The organism is Streptomyces sp. IBSNAI002 (genome assembly GCF_052244475.1).
Taxonomy (GTDB): Bacteria; Actinomycetota; Actinomycetes; order Streptomycetales; family Streptomycetaceae; genus Streptomyces.
This window is the reverse complement of sequence record NZ_JBQPXG010000002.1, coordinates 6,622,997-6,637,916: the sequence shown is the minus strand read 5'-3', so window position 1 is coordinate 6,637,916 and position 14,920 is coordinate 6,622,997. Positions and strand designations below refer to the sequence as shown.

The following is a 14,920-nucleotide window of genomic DNA, read 5'->3' as shown; positions in this document are numbered from 1 at the left end:
GAGATCCGCCCCACGGCCGGCGGGGTCCGGCCGGGGGGCGCTGATGATCCGTCCGGACTTTGTGAAAGAGTTCACCCGACCCCTTGGCCGGAGCCGCCGATCCGTGCTCTCATTTCGCCCCAGGGCTCAACGATGTGCTGCTTGGTTGCTTTGGGGAGGGCAATGTGGCGGAAACCGCCATGTCGGGTGCCGGAACTACCGGGGGAGACGACCCCCTCCAGAGGGCGATATGGCGGCTGCGCTCGCGCGGCTGTTGGACCGACGCGGCGGCGCTGCTGACACCACACGTCGGCAAGGCCGGAAACGCGGGGGCCGCCGTGCAGCGGACCGCGCTGCTGGTCGAGCGGTGCCTGTTCACCGGCCAGGGCTGGGCCGAGGCCGAGGACGCGCTGCGGGTCGCCGAGGCGGTGGCGCAGGACGACGACGACCGGGGCGCCGCCGCGTGCGAGCGGGGCCAGCTGGCCTACGCGGCGACCGTGCTCGGCGTACGGGACCGGGCCGACGAGGCCCGCTCCGCGCTGGGCCGGGCGGCGGCGCTGCTCTCGCCCGGGTCGCGGACCCGTCCGCTGCTGGACTTCCGGCGGGGGCTCGTCGCCGAGCACCTGGCGGACGCCCCGCAGTCGGCCCGTCCGGCGTACCACCGGGCGCACGCCGGCGCGGTCGCGCACGGGGACACGCTCCTGCTCTCCTTCACCTGGCGGCACCTGGCGGCGCTGGCCCTGCGGGACGGCGAGGTGGCGGAGGCCCGCCACGGCTTCCTGGAGTCCCTGCGGATCCGCGAGGAGCTGGGGTTCCTGGTCGGCACGGCCCCGGCGCTGGCCGCCCTGGCCGAGGCGGAGCCGGAACCCGAAGCCACCCGCCTGCGCGCGGAGGCCCGCCGCCTGTTCCACCTCCTGGGCGGCATCCCCACCTGGCTGGCGGACCAGCTCCACCCGACCGAGTCCCCCGCGGCGTAGCCGGCGGCGGGGCGGTCGTGGTGCGGGGCGGTCAGGGGGTGGAGCCTGCGAAGTGTTCGCGGATCAGGGACTCCACGACCGGCAGGTCGCCGGCTGCGAGCGCCTCCAGCAGCGCCGCGTGCTCCGCCGCGTCCGCGACGAGATCCGCACGGCGCACCCGCGGCGCTCCCGGCAGGGGCCACTGGGCCCGCCGGTGGAGCTCGTCGGCCACCTGCACCAGCTGGCCGTTGCCCGCCAGCGCGAGCACCTGGCGGTGGAAGGCCCGGTCCGCCTCCGCGTAGCCCGGCACGTCGCCCGCGGCCGCCGCCTCCGCCGTGGCGGCCGCGGCGGGCCGCAGGGCCTCCCAGGTCGCCGCCGGCACGGTCCGGGCCAGCCGGAGCACGACCGGGACCTCGAGCATGGCCCGTACCTCGGCCAGCTCCGCCAGCTCGCGCGGTGTGCGGGACAGCACGCGGAAGCCCCGGTTCGGGAGGCATTCCACCGCTCCCTCCAGGGCCAGCTGCTGCATCGCCTCGCGCACGGGCGTCGCGGACACGCCGAAGCGGTCCCCCAGGGCCGGGCCCGAGTAGATCTCGCCCGGTACCAGCTCGCCGTCGACGAGCGCGGCGCGCAGCGCGTCGAGCACCTGTCCGCGTACGGAATGGCGCAGCACCTTCCGCGTCTGTGCCGGTACCCGGGCTCGGGCCGTGTCGTGCATCCGGTCCTCCTCGGTGTATCGGCCTGCCCCGAGGATACGGCCTGACCGAGATCGGGTAAGGTAAGGCTAACCTGCTAACGATCGCGCGATTTGGTGGTCCGTCATGACCGTCACGGCCGTTCCGCCCGTCACCGGCTCCCCGGTGACGGTCTCGTACGCCCGGCTGGCCGAGGCCTACGCCGGGCTGCTGGTCGTCGAGCACTCCGCGCACGAACCCTCCCCTCGCGGTGTGGGCTGGGTCGGCGCGGACGAGCTGGCGGCGGGCGGACCCGCCCTGGACGCGTACCTGGCCTGGGACGATGCCCAGGTCCTGCGGGACTACGGGCAGCGGGCCCGGCCCGACGTGGTCGCGAGCTTCGGGCTGCACCGGTACGCGTGGCCGGCCTGCCTGCTGATCACCCTGCCGTGGTTCCTCCAGCGGCGGGTCCCCCGCCTCCCCGTCTCGCAGGTGGCCTTCCACCGGACGCAGAGCCGGATGGCCGTACACGTGGCGGAATTCGCCTGCCTGCCGGACGATCCGGCGGCCGCTCTCCCCGGGGCCCGGGTCGTGCCCGACGAGGAGGCGCTGCGCGAGGAGGTGCGGGCTGCGGTGGCCCAGCACCTCGATCCGGTACTGGCGGGCTTCGGCCCGCGCATGCGGCGCGGCCGGCGGGCCCTGTGGGGCATGGTGACCGACGAGGTCGTCGAAAGCCTCTGGTACATCGGCGACCTGCTCGGCGAGGAGCGGCGGGCCATGGCCGAACTGGAGGCGCTGCTGCCCGGCTCGACCGCCCCGTACACCGGGGGTGCGGGATTCCGCACGCTCGAAGGACCGGACGGCCGCGAGCTGCCCACGCGCGACCGGGCCAGCTGCTGCTTCTTCTACACCATCCGGCCGGACGACACCTGTGTCACCTGCCCCCGCACCTGCGACGCGGACCGCATCGCCCGGCTCACGGCGGAGGCGGCGCCGATCGCGAGCTGAACCCACCCCCGCGGGTGACGCGATTCGAACTCAACCCTCCCTGCACGGGCTTCAGTTCGAACCACAACACCCTATCCGGCGGGCCCCGCCCCCCGATGGCGTCCACTTGCCCCGAAACCGGCATGCCGGGCCGATCCACTGCGCCACTATGGCGCCGGAAGGCCGCATACGCGAGGCAGAGGCAAGGGACATCCGCATGAGACTGACCGACATATCGCTGGACTGGCTGCTGCCCGGCAGCCTGCTGATCCTGGGCGTACTTGCGGCAGTTGCGGTACTGGCCCGGGGCAAGCGCGAGAGCGAGAAGGCCGCCGCCGAGGACAGCTGGGAGCGCAGCGAGGAGCGCCGCAGGCGCAAGGAGGCCGTCTACGGCACCGCCTCCTACGTCCTGCTCTTCTGCTGCGCGGCGGTCGCCGCCGCGCTCTCCTTCCACGGACTGGTCGGCTTCGGCCGGCAGAACCTCAGCCTGTCCGGGGGCTGGGAGTACCTGGTCCCCTTCGGCCTCGACGGCGCCGCCATGTTCTGCTCGGTGCTCGCCGTCCGCGAGGCCAGCCACGGTGACGCGGCCCTCGGCTCGCGCATGCTGGTCTGGCTGTTCGCGGGCGCGGCAGCCTGGTTCAACTGGGTGCACGCGCCGCGCGGGCTGGGCCACGACGGAGCCCCGCAGTTCTTCGCCGGCATGTCGCTCTCGGCGGCCGTCCTCTTCGACCGGGCCCTCAAGCAGACCCGCCGGGCGGCGCTGCGCGAACAGGGCCTGATCCCGCGGCCGTTGCCGCAGATCCGGATGGTCCGCTGGCTGCGGGCGCCCCGTGAGACCTTCGGCGCGTGGTCCCTCATGCTGCTGGAGGGGGTGCGCACCCTCGACGAGGCCGTGGACGAGGTCCGCGAGGACAAGAAGGAGAAGGAGAACGACCGGCACCGCAGGCGGGAGCAGCACCGTCTGGACCGTGCGCACATCAGGGCGCTGGGCCGGCAGCACCGGGCCTTCGGGCGGGCCCGCGCCCGCCAGGTCGACCTCCCGGAACTGACGCAGGGAGCGGGCTCCGCGCCGGCCGGCGCGGAGCCGGCCATACCCGAATCGGGACAGCTGCCCGCCCGCCGCAGGCCCTCCCTGCAGGCCGTCAGCCGGACCGAGGCGGTTGAGGTGACCGGTCCGCGGACGGTGGACCTCACCGCCGAGGACGACACCCAGACGATTCCCCGGCTCGACTCGCTGGAGCGCAAACTGAAGGACCTGGAGCAGCAGTTCGGCTGACCGCTCCCGGCTCTGGGTCCGGGGTCCGGACCCGGGTCCGGACCCGGGTCCGGACCCCGGAGGGCTCGCCCGCTCAGGCGAGCCCTCCGTCCAGTTCGAACCAGACCACCTTGCCGCGGCCCGGTTCCACCACGTCCACGCCCCACGCGTCGGCGAGCGCCTGCACCAGCACCAGCCCCCGGCCGTGCGTACCGTCGTCGGCGGTCGGTACGTACGGCAGGGGCCGCCGTGAGGCGTAGTCCCGGACCTCCACCCGGAGCCGGACGGCATCCAGGCTCGCGGAGACCTCGGCGCCCTGCTCGGTGTGGACGAGGGCGTTGGTGACGAGCTCGGTGAGGAGGAGTTCGGCCACCTCCGCGGCATCCGCCCGGCACCGGTGGCGCAGCAACTCCCGTAAGGACCGCCGGATTTCGCCGACCGCCTTCAGGTCGGCCCGGCGGACGCTGCGGCTGATCTCCAGCGCGTCCGCCGCTCCCCCGCCTTCGGCCGAGGGTTCGCGAGGCACCGGCCGGCCCCTCTTCCACAGCTTCCCCGCGTTCGCCCCCACCCGCACGGCGGTCTACCTCCCACGTCCATTGCTCTCGAACAGGTCTACGGGATGCATGCCCCCCGGGCCGGTCCGCACTCATACGGGCTCAAGGGCGGGGCACGTTGCGGAGGTTGGATCGAGCCATCTGGATCATCCGGCCCACCCCGCCGTCCAGCACGATCTTGCTGGCGGAAAGGGCGAATCCGGTCACCATCTCGGCACTGATCCTCGGTGGAATCGACAGGGCGTTGGGGTCGGTCACCACGTCCACCAGAGCGGGTCCCCGGTGCTTGAAAGCGTCCCTCAGAGCCCCCGTGAGCTGCTTGGGCTTCTCCACGCGGACCCCGTACGCGCCCGCCGCGCGGGCGATGGCGGCGAAATCGGGATTCGTGTTCCGCGTCCCGTAGGAGGGCAGGCCGGAAACCAACATCTCCAACTCGACCATTCCGAGTGATGAGTTGTTGAACAGGACCACTTTGACGGGAAGGTCGTACTGCACCAGGGTGAGGAAATCTCCCATCAGCATCGAGAAACCGCCGTCACCCGACATCGACACCACTTGACGTTCGCGGTCGGTGAACTGTGCGCCGATGGCCTGCGGGAGGGCGTTGGCCATCGAGCCGTGGCTGAAGGAGCCGATGATGCGCCGCTTGCCGTTCGGGGAAAGATAGCGCGCCGCCCACACGTTGCACATGCCGGTGTCGACGGTGAACACGGCATCCTCGTCGGCGAGTTCGTCGAGCACGGAGGCCACGTACTCGGGGTGGATGGGGGTGTGCTTCTCCACCTTGCGGGTGTAGGCCTTGACCACGCCCTCCAGGGCGTCGGCGTGCTTCTTCAGCATCCGGTCCAGGAAGCGGCGGTCCGTCTTGGCCCGCACCCGCGTGTTCAGGGCGCGCAGGGTCTCCCGTACGTCCCCCCAGACGGCCAGGTCCAACTGGGATCGGCGGCCGAGGTGTTCGGGCCGGATGTCCACCTGGACGATCTTCACGTCGTCGGGGAGGAAGGCGTTGTACGGGAAGTCCGTGCCGAGCAGGATCAGCAGATCGCACTCGTGGGTCGCCTCGTAGGCCGCGCCGTAGCCGAGGAGACCGCTCATGCCGACGTCGTACGGATTGTCGTACTGGATCCACTCCTTGCCGCGCAGGGCGTGCCCGATGGGCGCCTTGACCCGGCCGGCGAACTCCATCACCTCGGCGTGCGCCCCGGCGGTGCCGCTGCCGCAGAAGAGGGTGACCTTGTCCGCCTCGTCGACGAGCCGGACCAGCTTCTCGATCTCGCCGTCGCCGGGGCGGACCGAGGGGCGGGCGGTGACCAGGGCGTGCTCCACCGCCTTCTCCGGCGCGGGCTGCCCGGCGACGTCGCCGGGCAGCGCGACGACTCCGACGCCGCTGCGGCCGACGGCGTGCTGGATGGCGGTCTGCAGGACGCGCGGCATCTGCCGGGGGTTGGAGATCAGCTCGCTGTAGTGGCTGCACTCGCTGAACAGCCGGTCGGGGTGGGTCTCCTGGAAGTAGCCGAGGCCGATCTCCGAGGAGGGGATGTGGGAGGCGAGCGCGAGGACCGGGGCCATGGAGCGGTGGGCGTCGTACAGGCCGTTGATCAGGTGCAGGTTTCCCGGCCCGCAGGAGCCTGCGCAGGCGGCGAGGCGGCCGGTGATCTGGGCCTCCGCGCCGGCGGCGAAGGCGGCCGTCTCCTCGTGGCGTACCTGGATCCAGTCGATGCCACCCGTACGGCGGATTGCGTCCACCACCGGGTTGAGGCTATCGCCGACGACGCCGTACAGCCTGCGCACGCCCGCGCGCACGAGGATGTCGACGAACTGCTCTGCCACGTTCTGCTTGGCCATGCCTCCTATCCAGCCACGGGCGCGCCGGTTACGCCTCCCAGACGGCGGCGGCCGTGCGGTCGTCGGCGTAGCCCTTGAGGCGGAGCTGGGTGTCCGCGAGGAAGGCGGCGAGGCCGGGCGGTTCCGGCACGGCCCAGCGCGCGGCGAGCGCCTCCGGGAGGAGCGGCTCCTCGCGCATCGGCTCCGCCAGGCCGCCGGAGCACAGCAGCAGGGTGTCACCGGGGCGGGCCACGGAGGCGCGGAAACGGAAGCCGTACTCGGTGTCCCCGCCGGGGGTGGGCGGGGCGGTCGGGACGGGCGGGGCGGTCGGGACGGGCGGGGTGGAGGGCGGGGCGGGCGGTGTGGGCGGCCCGGCGGGTTCCAGGTCCTGCCAGGCGCCGTCCCGCAGCCGGAACAGCCCGCCCGCGCCGGCACCGAAGCACACCCGGGTGCGGCACTCGGGGTCCACCGGGAGCAGCAGGCCGCGCAGTCCGGCCGTGTACGCCTCCTCGGCGAGCCCCAGCTCGGCGGCGCGGGCGCGCAGCCGTCCGTAGCCGCGGTCGGTGAGCCGCTGGAGGCCCGAGCGCAGGGCGTCGCGACGCCCGGCCCGGATGTCCTCGCCCAGCCGCCCCTGGCTCCGCCCGACGGCCGCGGCGACGGTGCGGCAGAGCTCGGCGGCGGCCTCGGCCGCTCCGGGGGCGGCCCGGTCGCCGCCGGCCAGGACCACCAGGACCAGGGCGTCGTCGCCGCCGCCGAAGCGGGCGGTGAGCAGGAAGTCGCGGCGGGCCTCGCCGCGGAACCGGGCGGAGTCCCCGCGCAGGGAGGCGGCGCGCAGGGTGTACGTGCCGTAGCGGGCGCCCTCCAGGACCGTGTCGGGGGTCAGCGCGTCCAGGGCGGCCGGGTCGGCGGGCGGCAGCGAGCCGGGCTCGGCGGCGTAGGTGGGCGCACGGTCCCCGAGGTGCCGCACCTCGGGCCGGTCCGCCGCCGCGGGCCGGTCCGCCGCCGCGGGCGCGGCGGGTGCCTCGGGCCCGGCGGGTGCCGGACCGGTGGGGGCGGGCCCCGGCTCCGCCGCCTCCTCCCGCTCCCGCGGCACCTCCCACCGCCGCACGGGCGGTACGTCCACACCCCCGAGCGCGTACCCGGTGGCGCCCCCTTCCCGCGGATCCCGCGGAGCGGCCGCCGGCGGGGTGGCCGGAGGCGGAGCCGCGGCGGGTGGGGGCGGAGGCGGAGCCGCGGCGGGTGGGGGCGGAGGCGGGGCCGGGGCCGCGGCCGTTGGCGGTGCGGCCGGGGGCCATCCCGGTGGGGGCGGTGGCGGAGAACGGCGGGGGCCCGGGAGCAGCGCCTCCGCAGGGGTTGGGGCCTGCGACGGCGCGGGCGGGGGCGGCGGCGGACCCGCCTGCCCCGGCACCGGCACCGGCCCGGCCCCGGCCGCCGGGGCCCGGCCCGGACCCGACACCGAAGGCAGCCCCGGGGGCTGGTTCGGGGCGGTGCCCGGTGGGGGCGGGGGCGGCTGCGCGGGCAGGTCCGGGGCCGGGGCCCGGGCAGCGGGCACCTTCGGGCCCGCGGCCGGATCCGGGGCCGGGGTTCCGGTCGTCGTGAGGTTGGCCGCCGTGTCGAAGCGGTGGTCCAGGGTGTCGCCCGGGTCGGGCGACGGGCCCGGGTCCGGGTCCTCGTACAGCTTCTGCCACCAGTCGTCCGCGCCCTGCTGACTCATGCCCTCATTCTCGGCCTCCCGCGCGGACGGAAAACGCCGAATGCGCGAAAAGGGTCCACCGGGCCGCCGCCCGGTGGACCCCTCCACCCCTACCCGTACGGACTAGCGGACGTCGTACGCCCGCACGACCGTCTGGGTAACGGAGGCACCGTTCGCGTCGGTCAGTTCGACCTTCAGCGACACCTGCTTGCCGGAGGCCCCGGCGTGGTCCACGACCGCGCTCCACCGGCCCCCGAGCTCGCTCGCCTTCGCCTCGGTCCAGTTCTCACCGTCGTAGGAGTACGACAGCTTCGCCGACTTCAGCGCACCCGGCGCGTAGCCCGCGTGCCCGGTGGCGCTCAGCCCGATGGTCTGGCCGTTCGCCGCCGCGGCCGTCTTCATGCCGTCCAGCGGGGCCGCGTACCGCGGGAAGAGGACCGGCAGGCCCTGCGAGTACGCCGACGCGTCGAGCTTCGAGGTGAAGCCCCAGGTCGTCTGGACGGAGGTCGACCGCTGCCAGGTACGCGCGGGCGGGCCGATCTTCTCGATGGACTGGGTCAGTTCGTACCGGCCCGCCTCGGCCGGGACCTCGAAGACCCCGAACGGGTACCAGCTCTCGCCGATGACCTCGCCATCGCGCGCGAGCCGCAGGTTGCCGATGTCGCCGAAGGAGCCAGGCTGTGCGGCGTGGCGGCCGTCGCCCCACATCGCGGGGGCGAAACCGATCAGGTTGCCCTGGCGCTCGGCGGCCAGCGTCTCCTTGCCGGAGGTGTCGCGCGGTGCGACCGGGCCGGTCACCCCGTCGTACCAACGCGCGCTGGTCTTGAGACCCTTGGTGTGAACGCGCTGCTCGCCGACCATGAACTCGCCCCAGGGGAAGCTGCTGGAGAGCAGCTGGTCCCAGGCCGTGTCCCCGGCGGTGTAGAACTCCGTGCGCCGGCCCGGCGCCGCGACGGTCTCAATCCCGCCGAAGAACACCGCGCTGCCGATCGGCCGGTAGGCGCCGGCCAGGTCGATGAAGTCGGCGGCCACGCCCATGGAGTTGTAGGTGGACTCCACCTGTCCGAGGTCGCGGTCGCGCACCCGGTGGGTGCGGCCGCCCTTGACCTCGCCCGTCTCGGGGAAGGCGAGGCTGTAGACGTACGGGCTCTTCGCGGTGGCCTTCCAGGACAGCGTGACCTTGCCCGCCGCCAGCCGGTCCAGCAGCGTCTTGCCCTCGGCGGCCTCGATGGCCATCGCGGGCAGCGAGCCGCCCGCGTAGCCGGTGAAGGCGACCCAGCGGCCGGGGGCGTCGCGGTAGGCGAGCACCGCCTTGGCTCCGGCGGCCCGGGCGTTCTGCGCGACCTCGTACAGCGCCCCGTCCGCGGCCTTGACCAGGACGACCGCGTCCTTGGCGGCGACCGCGGCGAGCTCCTCCGGGGTGCCCGCGCCCGCGTCGACGAGCGGCGCGCTGCCGTTCCCGTCGAGGTTGTCGCTGCCGGTGGACGCGGTGATCGGGTGCAGGGCGGGGCCGCCGGCGACCTTCAGTTCGGAGACGAGCGGCGCGGCCGCCCGCCAGTAGCTGCCGAACTCGAACGCGCCGTCCTTCGCGCGGCCTTCGACGGAGGCGTAGTAGCCGCGGATGGTCCGGCCGCCCATGGCGGTGCCGGCGTGCAGCCACGCGTCGTCCCAGCTGCGGGCGAAGCCGAGGGTGGTGTTGCGGGCCTCGACCGGCCTGTCGGCCTCGATGGCCAGGCGCCCGGCCTTGCGGGCGTCGAGCACGAGGGTCGTGTCCTTCTTCACCTCGACCTGCGGGCGTCCGAGGTAGGTGAGGGAGTCGACCAGCCGGTCGTCGCCCTCACCCGCGTCGGGGGTGGCGACGAAGGCGGAGAGGAAGTAGGCGCCCGGCCGGACCCGGTAGACCTGGTCGGCGGAGCCGTCGTTGAAGCGGCGTTCGCCGGTGGCGTCGTCGGTGCCGATCACGTCCAGGGAGGACGGTCCGGCGGCCGGCTTGCCCGCCCGGTCGACGAGCTTGACGCGCAGGGTGACCGTCTGCGGCTCGACGTACAGGGAGAAGGGCGTCGAGACGCGCACGCCGCCCGCCGTGGCGATGATCCGGCCGGTGACGTCCCCGTACTGGGAGCGCTCCAGCTTCGCGGCGGGGTCGAGGGCCAGCGGCACCTTGACGGTGGCTCCCGGCGGGAGGGTCACGGTGCGCTGGCCGAGGCGGGCGACCTGGCTGCGGACGGCGGAGCCGTCGTTGCCGGTGATCTTCTCGACGGCGAGGTTCAGGGTGACGGGGCTCTTGCCGAGGTTGGTGTACGGGACCTGCACGGTGGTGCGGTCGCTGTGGTCCTGCGGCCAGTTGTACGTGCCGCCCTGGACGGCCGGGGCTCCGGTGACGGTGGTGTCGAGGGCCGCCCGCACGTCGAGCCGGCCGCCGCCGGTCTCCCGTACGTCCCCGGGCACGGCGGTGTTCGCGGAGCCGACGAGGGCCGCCTTGACCTGCTGCGAGGTCCAGTCGGGGTGGCGCTGCTTGACGATGGCGGCGGCGCCCGCGACGTGCGGGGTGGCCATCGAGGTGCCGGACATGCCCTGGTACGCGTACACCCCGCGGCCGCCGGCGGCGGCGGCCGAGATACCGACGCCGGGGGCGGCGATCTCGGGCTTGAGGGTGTGCTGGAGTCCGGCCGGGCCGCGGCTGGAGAAGGCGGCCGTGGTGTCGTCGCGGTCGACGGCGCCCACGGTCAGCACGCTCGCCGCGCAGCCGGGCGAGGAGACCGTGTTGTTGCCGGGGCCCGAGTTGCCGGCGGCGATGACGAAGAGCGGGCCCTGCTGGGAGAGCCGTTCGGCGGCCGCGGCGAGCGGGTCGTCGCAGGCGGTCTGGCTGGGGTCGCCGAGGCTCATGGAGACCACGTCGGCCTTGCTCGCGACGGCCCACTCCATACCGGCGATGATCCACGAGTCGAGACCGTAGCCCGCGTCGTTGAGGACCTTGCCGCTGAGCAGTTCGGCGCCGGGGGCCACACCCTTCTTGGCTCCGCCGCTCTCGGCTCCGGAGCCGCCGACGGTGGAGATGGTGTGGGTGCCGTGGCCCTGCCGGTCACCGTCGGTGTCCGAGTCGGTGAAGTTCTTCGAGTCGGCGACGCGGCCCTTGAGGTCGGGGTGTTCGAGGTCGGTGCCGGTGTCGAGGACGGCGACCTTGGTGCCCTTGCCGTCGTATCCGGCGGCCCAGGCGGCGGGCGCGCCGACCTGCCGGGTGGAGCGCTCGAGGTTCGCCTGGACCTTGCCGTCCAGCCACAGCTTCTTCAGTCCGCCCGAGACGGAGCGCGCGCGGGCGTCCGTACCGGTGACGTCGGCCCAGAAGGCGGCGGCCTGCTCCTTGTCGGCGGAGAGGGCGACGCCGCCGATGGAGTCGAGGACCAGGGAGCGCTCGGCTCCGCGGGGAGCGGGCGGGGCGCTGCGCGCCACGTTCACGGAGCCGTCGTAGACCGCGATGAGCGGGAGCTTCTTGGCGTGCGCGTCGTCGTAGCCCTGCCGGATGAGGCCGGTGACGTTGAAGAGCTCGTGGTCGGCCTTGCCGGCGGCGAGGGCCTTGGCCGCGCTCTCCGGGTAGACGTAGAGGTCCTTGCCGGACTGGCGGGTCTGCACCACCGGCTGCGAGCCGTCCGGGCGCGGCATGGCGGTGGCGGCGGTGCGGCCGGCGGCGTCGGTGGAGACCACGATCCGGTCGCCGGTGACGAGGGTGACCGTGACGGGGGCGGTGGGCTGCTTTCCGGCCGCCTCGCTGCCCACGAGTGGTCTCTTTCCAGGCGCTCCGTCGCTCGGCTGTGCCGCCGACGGGCCGACGGCGGTGACGGCCAGGACGGCTGCTGTGGCCGCCCCGAGCGCCGTTCGCGATATCGGGCGCATCGCTCTCCCCAGGTGAATTCCGGCCAACTGCTGCATTGCGCGGCAAAGCTGCCGCGTAAAAGGCTTCTGGCCAGCGGATGTTGGTGCTGCGGTGGCGTCACCTTGGCAGAGTGGCGGGGGGTGCGGCGATGATGTCGGCGGCGGGTTTGCGCCGTGGCCGCTTCCCGCCAGGTGCGGGGCTGAGAGGTGGGTGTTCGGGTTGCTGGGTGCGATAGGTCTCGACGAGGGCCAGGAGTCGGCGTACCGCGTGCTGGTCGCGCTGGGGGCGGCGGAGGTGCCCGACCTCGCGCACCGGCTGACGCTGCCGGTGCCGCAGACCGAGCGGGCGCTGCGGCACCTGGAGCGGCACGGCCTGGCCGCGCAGTCCTCGGCGCGGCCGGGGCGCTGGGTGGCGGCGCCGCCGGGGGTGGCCCTGGGGGCGCTGCTCACGCAGCAGCGGCACGAGCTGGAGCAGGCGGAGCTGACGGCGGCGCTGCTGGCGGAGGAGTACCGGGCGGAGGCGGCCGAGCCGGCGGTGCACGACCTCGTGGAGGTGGTGCAGGGCGCGAGTGCGGTGGCGCACCGCTTCCACCAGCTCCAGCTGGGCGCCGAGCGGGAGGTGTACGCGCTGGTCAGCGGCCGGCCGCAGGTGGTGACGGGTACGGAGAACGAGGCGGAGGAACGAGCCTCCGTACGCGGGGTCGACTACCGGGTGGTGATCGAGCGGGAGGTGCTGAGCCAGCCGAGCGGGATCCGGGAGGTGTCGACGGCGCTGGCCCGGGGGGAACGGGTCAGGGTGACGGGCGAGGTTCCGACGAAGCTGGTGATCGCGGACCGGACGCTGGCGATGGTCCCGCTGACGGCGCGCGGCGCGGAGCCGGCGGCGCTGGTGGTGCACGCGTCGGGGCTGCTGGAATCCCTGACGGGGCTGTTCGAGGCGGTGTGGCGGGAGTCGCTGCCGCTGCGGCTGGGCGTGTCGGGCGGGCCCGAGGAGTCGGACGGCGGGCCGGACGCCACGGACCTGGAGATCCTGACCCTGCTGTTGGCGGGGATGACGGACGCGAGCGTGGCCAAGCACCTGGAACTGGGCCTGCGGACGGTGCAGAGGCGGGTCAAGGGCCTGATGGAGCTGGCGGGGGTCACGACGCGGCTCCAGCTGGGCTGGCACGCCTACGAACGGGGCTGGGTGGCCCGATAGGCCCTGGTCGGTCACGCTGAGCAGATGGATCTGCCGCAGCTGCTCCTGGTGGGGCTGGTGCTGGTCCTCGGGGCGCTCGGGGTACTGGTGCCGGGCGTGCCGGGGACCTGGCTGGTGTGGGCCGGGCTGCTGTGGTGGGCGCTGCGCGTGCGGTCGGCGGAGGCGTGGACCCTGCTGGTCGCGGCCACGGCCCTGCTGCTGGTGGTCCAGGTGGTGAAGTGGCTGCTCCCGCCGCGGCGGCTGCACGGGGTGACGGCGACCCCCCGGATGGCGGTGTACGCGGGCACCGGAGCGGTACTGGGCTTCGTGCTGATCCCGGTGCTGGGGGCGGTCCCGGGCTTCGTGGGCGGCATCTACCTGTGCGAGCGGCGGCGCCTGGGGACGCACGGCGAGGCGTGGGCGTCGGCGCGGACGGTGATGCGGGCGGTGGGGACGAGCGTGCTGGTGGAACTGCTGGCGTGCCTGATGGTGACGGGGGCGTGGGTGGGCGTGGTGGCGTCGTCCTGAACCGGCCCCTCCCGGGGGGGGCGGGCTGGCGGGGCCGGGCCCGGACCCGGATCCGGGTCCGGGATCCCGGGTCCCGGTCCCGGACCCGGGCCGCTGCCCGGAGCCGCGCCCCGTCCCCCCTTCCACCGTTCCCCGGGCTTCGCCCCAGACCCTCCCCCAGACTCCGTCCGGGGCTGGAATCGGCAGGGCCGGGGCCGGGGGTGGGGGGTCAGGCTCGGCCTGTGCGTTTGGCTGCGTAGTTGGCGCGGCCCTCCGCCGACTTGAGGCGCCAGTCCCGGCGGATCTCCGAGCGGAGCCTGGCGTCCGTCTTGGCCACGATCCGCTGGTTCTCCCGCAGCAGCTTGCGGTAGCTCTCCAGGCGGCGTTCCGGCAGCTCTCCGGAGGCCACGGCGGCCCGCACCGCGCACCCCGGCTCCGCCTCGTGGGCGCAGTCGTGGAAGCGGCAGGTCTCCGCGTACTCCTCGATCTCCGAGAACACCTGGCCGACGCCGGTCCCGGCGTCCCAGAGCCCGACGCCGCGCAGTCCTGGCGTGTCGATCAGGACTCCGCCGCCCGGCAGGGCGAGCAGGTTGCGCGTCGTGGTGGTGTGGCGGCCCTTGCCGTCGACCTCGCGGGCCTCCTGGACCTCCATGACGTCAGCCCCGAGCAGCGTGTTGGCCAGGGTGGACTTGCCGGCGCCCGAGATGCCGAGCAGCACGCTCGTTCCGCCGCCGACGAGGGCGGTCAGGACGTCCGTGCCCTCCCCGGTGAGGGAGGAGACCGTCAGTACCTGGACCCCGGGCGCGGTGGTCTCCACGTCCTGGACCAGGTGTGCGAGCACGGCCGGGTCCGGGACCAGGTCGGCTTTGGTGAGGACCACCAGCGGCTGCGCCCCGGATTCCCACGCCAGGGCCAGGAAGCGCTCGATGCGCCCCAGGTCCAGTTCCACGGCGAGGGAGACCGCGATGATCGCGTGGTCGACGTTGGCGGCGAGGATCTGCCCCTCGGACCGCTGGGAGGAGGTGGACCGCACGAAGGCGGTGCGGCGCGGCAGGTACGCCTTCACGTAGCGCGGGCTGCCCGTCGGCTCGACCGCGGCCCAGTCGCCGGTGCAGATGACCCTCAGCGGGTCGTGCGGGGTGACGAAGGCGGTGTCGGCACGGACGATGCCGTGCTCGGTCATGACGTCGCACTGACCGCGGTCGACGCGCACGACCCGGCCGGGCAAGAGGCCCTGCTCGGCGTACGGGATGAACTCGACCGACCACGCGGCGTCCCAGCCGAAGTGGGCCAGGGCGGTGTCCCGGGACGACGAGGAGGAAGAAGAGAAGGAGGAAGAGGAATGCGATGCGAGAGACAAGGGGAACCCTTCACAGGGTGGCCCCGGCAGCGCGCTGCCGCTCGGTGGCGGCGCGCGAAGAGGTGTGAGGTCAGCCGGAGACCA

Annotated in this window: 11 protein-coding genes; 5 read left to right on the top strand and 6 right to left on the bottom strand. The window is 74.2% G+C overall.

Going from position 1 to position 14,920, the window contains the following annotated elements; all coding sequences use genetic code 11:
* The first annotated feature begins 164 nt into the window (after positions 1-164).
* Positions 165-956: a hypothetical protein gene (locus ACTVZO_RS31425; protein ID WP_443301534.1), complete on the top strand. Its 792-nt coding sequence runs from the start codon at positions 165-167 to the stop codon at positions 954-956.
* A gap of 31 nt (positions 957-987) precedes the next feature.
* Here ACTVZO_RS31425 and ACTVZO_RS31420 read toward each other — a convergent pair whose 3' ends face one another.
* Positions 988-1,653, bottom strand: coding sequence for a GntR family transcriptional regulator (locus tag ACTVZO_RS31420; protein WP_443301533.1), 666 nt, complete (start codon positions 1,651-1,653; stop codon positions 988-990).
* A 103-nt stretch (positions 1,654-1,756) separates the two neighbouring features.
* Here ACTVZO_RS31420 and ACTVZO_RS31415 point away from each other — a divergent pair, with 103 nt between their 5' ends.
* Both ACTVZO_RS31415 and ACTVZO_RS31410 read left to right on the top strand, forming a co-directional pair.
* Positions 1,757-2,617: a (2Fe-2S)-binding protein gene (locus ACTVZO_RS31415; protein ID WP_443301532.1), complete on the top strand. Its 861-nt coding sequence runs from the start codon at positions 1,757-1,759 to the stop codon at positions 2,615-2,617.
* 196 nt (positions 2,618-2,813) lie between these two features.
* On the top strand, positions 2,814-3,872 hold the full coding sequence (locus ACTVZO_RS31410) for a DUF2637 domain-containing protein (RefSeq protein WP_443301531.1): 1,059 nt from the start codon (positions 2,814-2,816) through the stop codon (positions 3,870-3,872).
* A 73-nt stretch (positions 3,873-3,945) separates the two neighbouring features.
* Here ACTVZO_RS31410 and ACTVZO_RS31405 read toward each other — a convergent pair whose 3' ends face one another.
* The 4 genes from ACTVZO_RS31405 to ACTVZO_RS31390 all read right to left on the bottom strand — a co-directional run bounded on the left by ACTVZO_RS31405 (position 3,946) and on the right by ACTVZO_RS31390 (position 11,813).
* A complete protein-coding gene (locus ACTVZO_RS31405; protein ID WP_443301530.1) occupies positions 3,946-4,377 on the bottom strand; it encodes an ATP-binding protein in 432 nt (143 codons plus the stop codon).
* A gap of 130 nt (positions 4,378-4,507) precedes the next feature.
* Positions 4,508-6,250 (bottom strand): pyruvate dehydrogenase, encoded by a 1,743-nt coding sequence (locus ACTVZO_RS31400; RefSeq protein ID WP_443301529.1) that lies wholly within the window; start codon positions 6,248-6,250, stop codon positions 4,508-4,510.
* A 28-nt stretch (positions 6,251-6,278) separates the two neighbouring features.
* Positions 6,279-7,943 (bottom strand): protein phosphatase 2C domain-containing protein, encoded by a 1,665-nt coding sequence (locus ACTVZO_RS31395; protein WP_443301528.1) that lies wholly within the window; start codon positions 7,941-7,943, stop codon positions 6,279-6,281.
* Between the two features lie 102 nt (positions 7,944-8,045).
* Positions 8,046-11,813: a S8 family peptidase gene (locus ACTVZO_RS31390; protein ID WP_443301527.1), complete on the bottom strand. Its 3,768-nt coding sequence runs from the start codon at positions 11,811-11,813 to the stop codon at positions 8,046-8,048.
* Between the two features lie 199 nt (positions 11,814-12,012).
* On the opposite strand from ACTVZO_RS31390, the gene ACTVZO_RS31385 reads away from it, so the two are divergent.
* The gene (locus tag ACTVZO_RS31385) at positions 12,013-12,990 is read left to right on the top strand and encodes a helix-turn-helix domain-containing protein (RefSeq protein ID WP_443301526.1); all 978 of its coding nucleotides are present in this window, start codon (positions 12,013-12,015) and stop codon (positions 12,988-12,990) included.
* 24 nt (positions 12,991-13,014) lie between these two features.
* The gene (locus tag ACTVZO_RS31380; protein WP_443301525.1) at positions 13,015-13,497 is read left to right on the top strand and encodes a DUF456 domain-containing protein; all 483 of its coding nucleotides are present in this window, start codon (positions 13,015-13,017) and stop codon (positions 13,495-13,497) included.
* Positions 13,498-13,705: 208 nt separating this feature from the next.
* Here the strand turns inward: ACTVZO_RS31380 and rsgA are convergent, their stop codons facing one another.
* Positions 13,706-14,836 carry a ribosome small subunit-dependent GTPase A gene (gene rsgA / locus ACTVZO_RS31375; RefSeq protein ID WP_443301524.1) on the bottom strand — a complete coding sequence of 377 codons (1,131 nt, stop codon included), beginning with the start codon at positions 14,834-14,836 and terminating at the stop codon, positions 13,706-13,708.
* Positions 14,837-14,920: the final 84 nt, after the last annotated feature.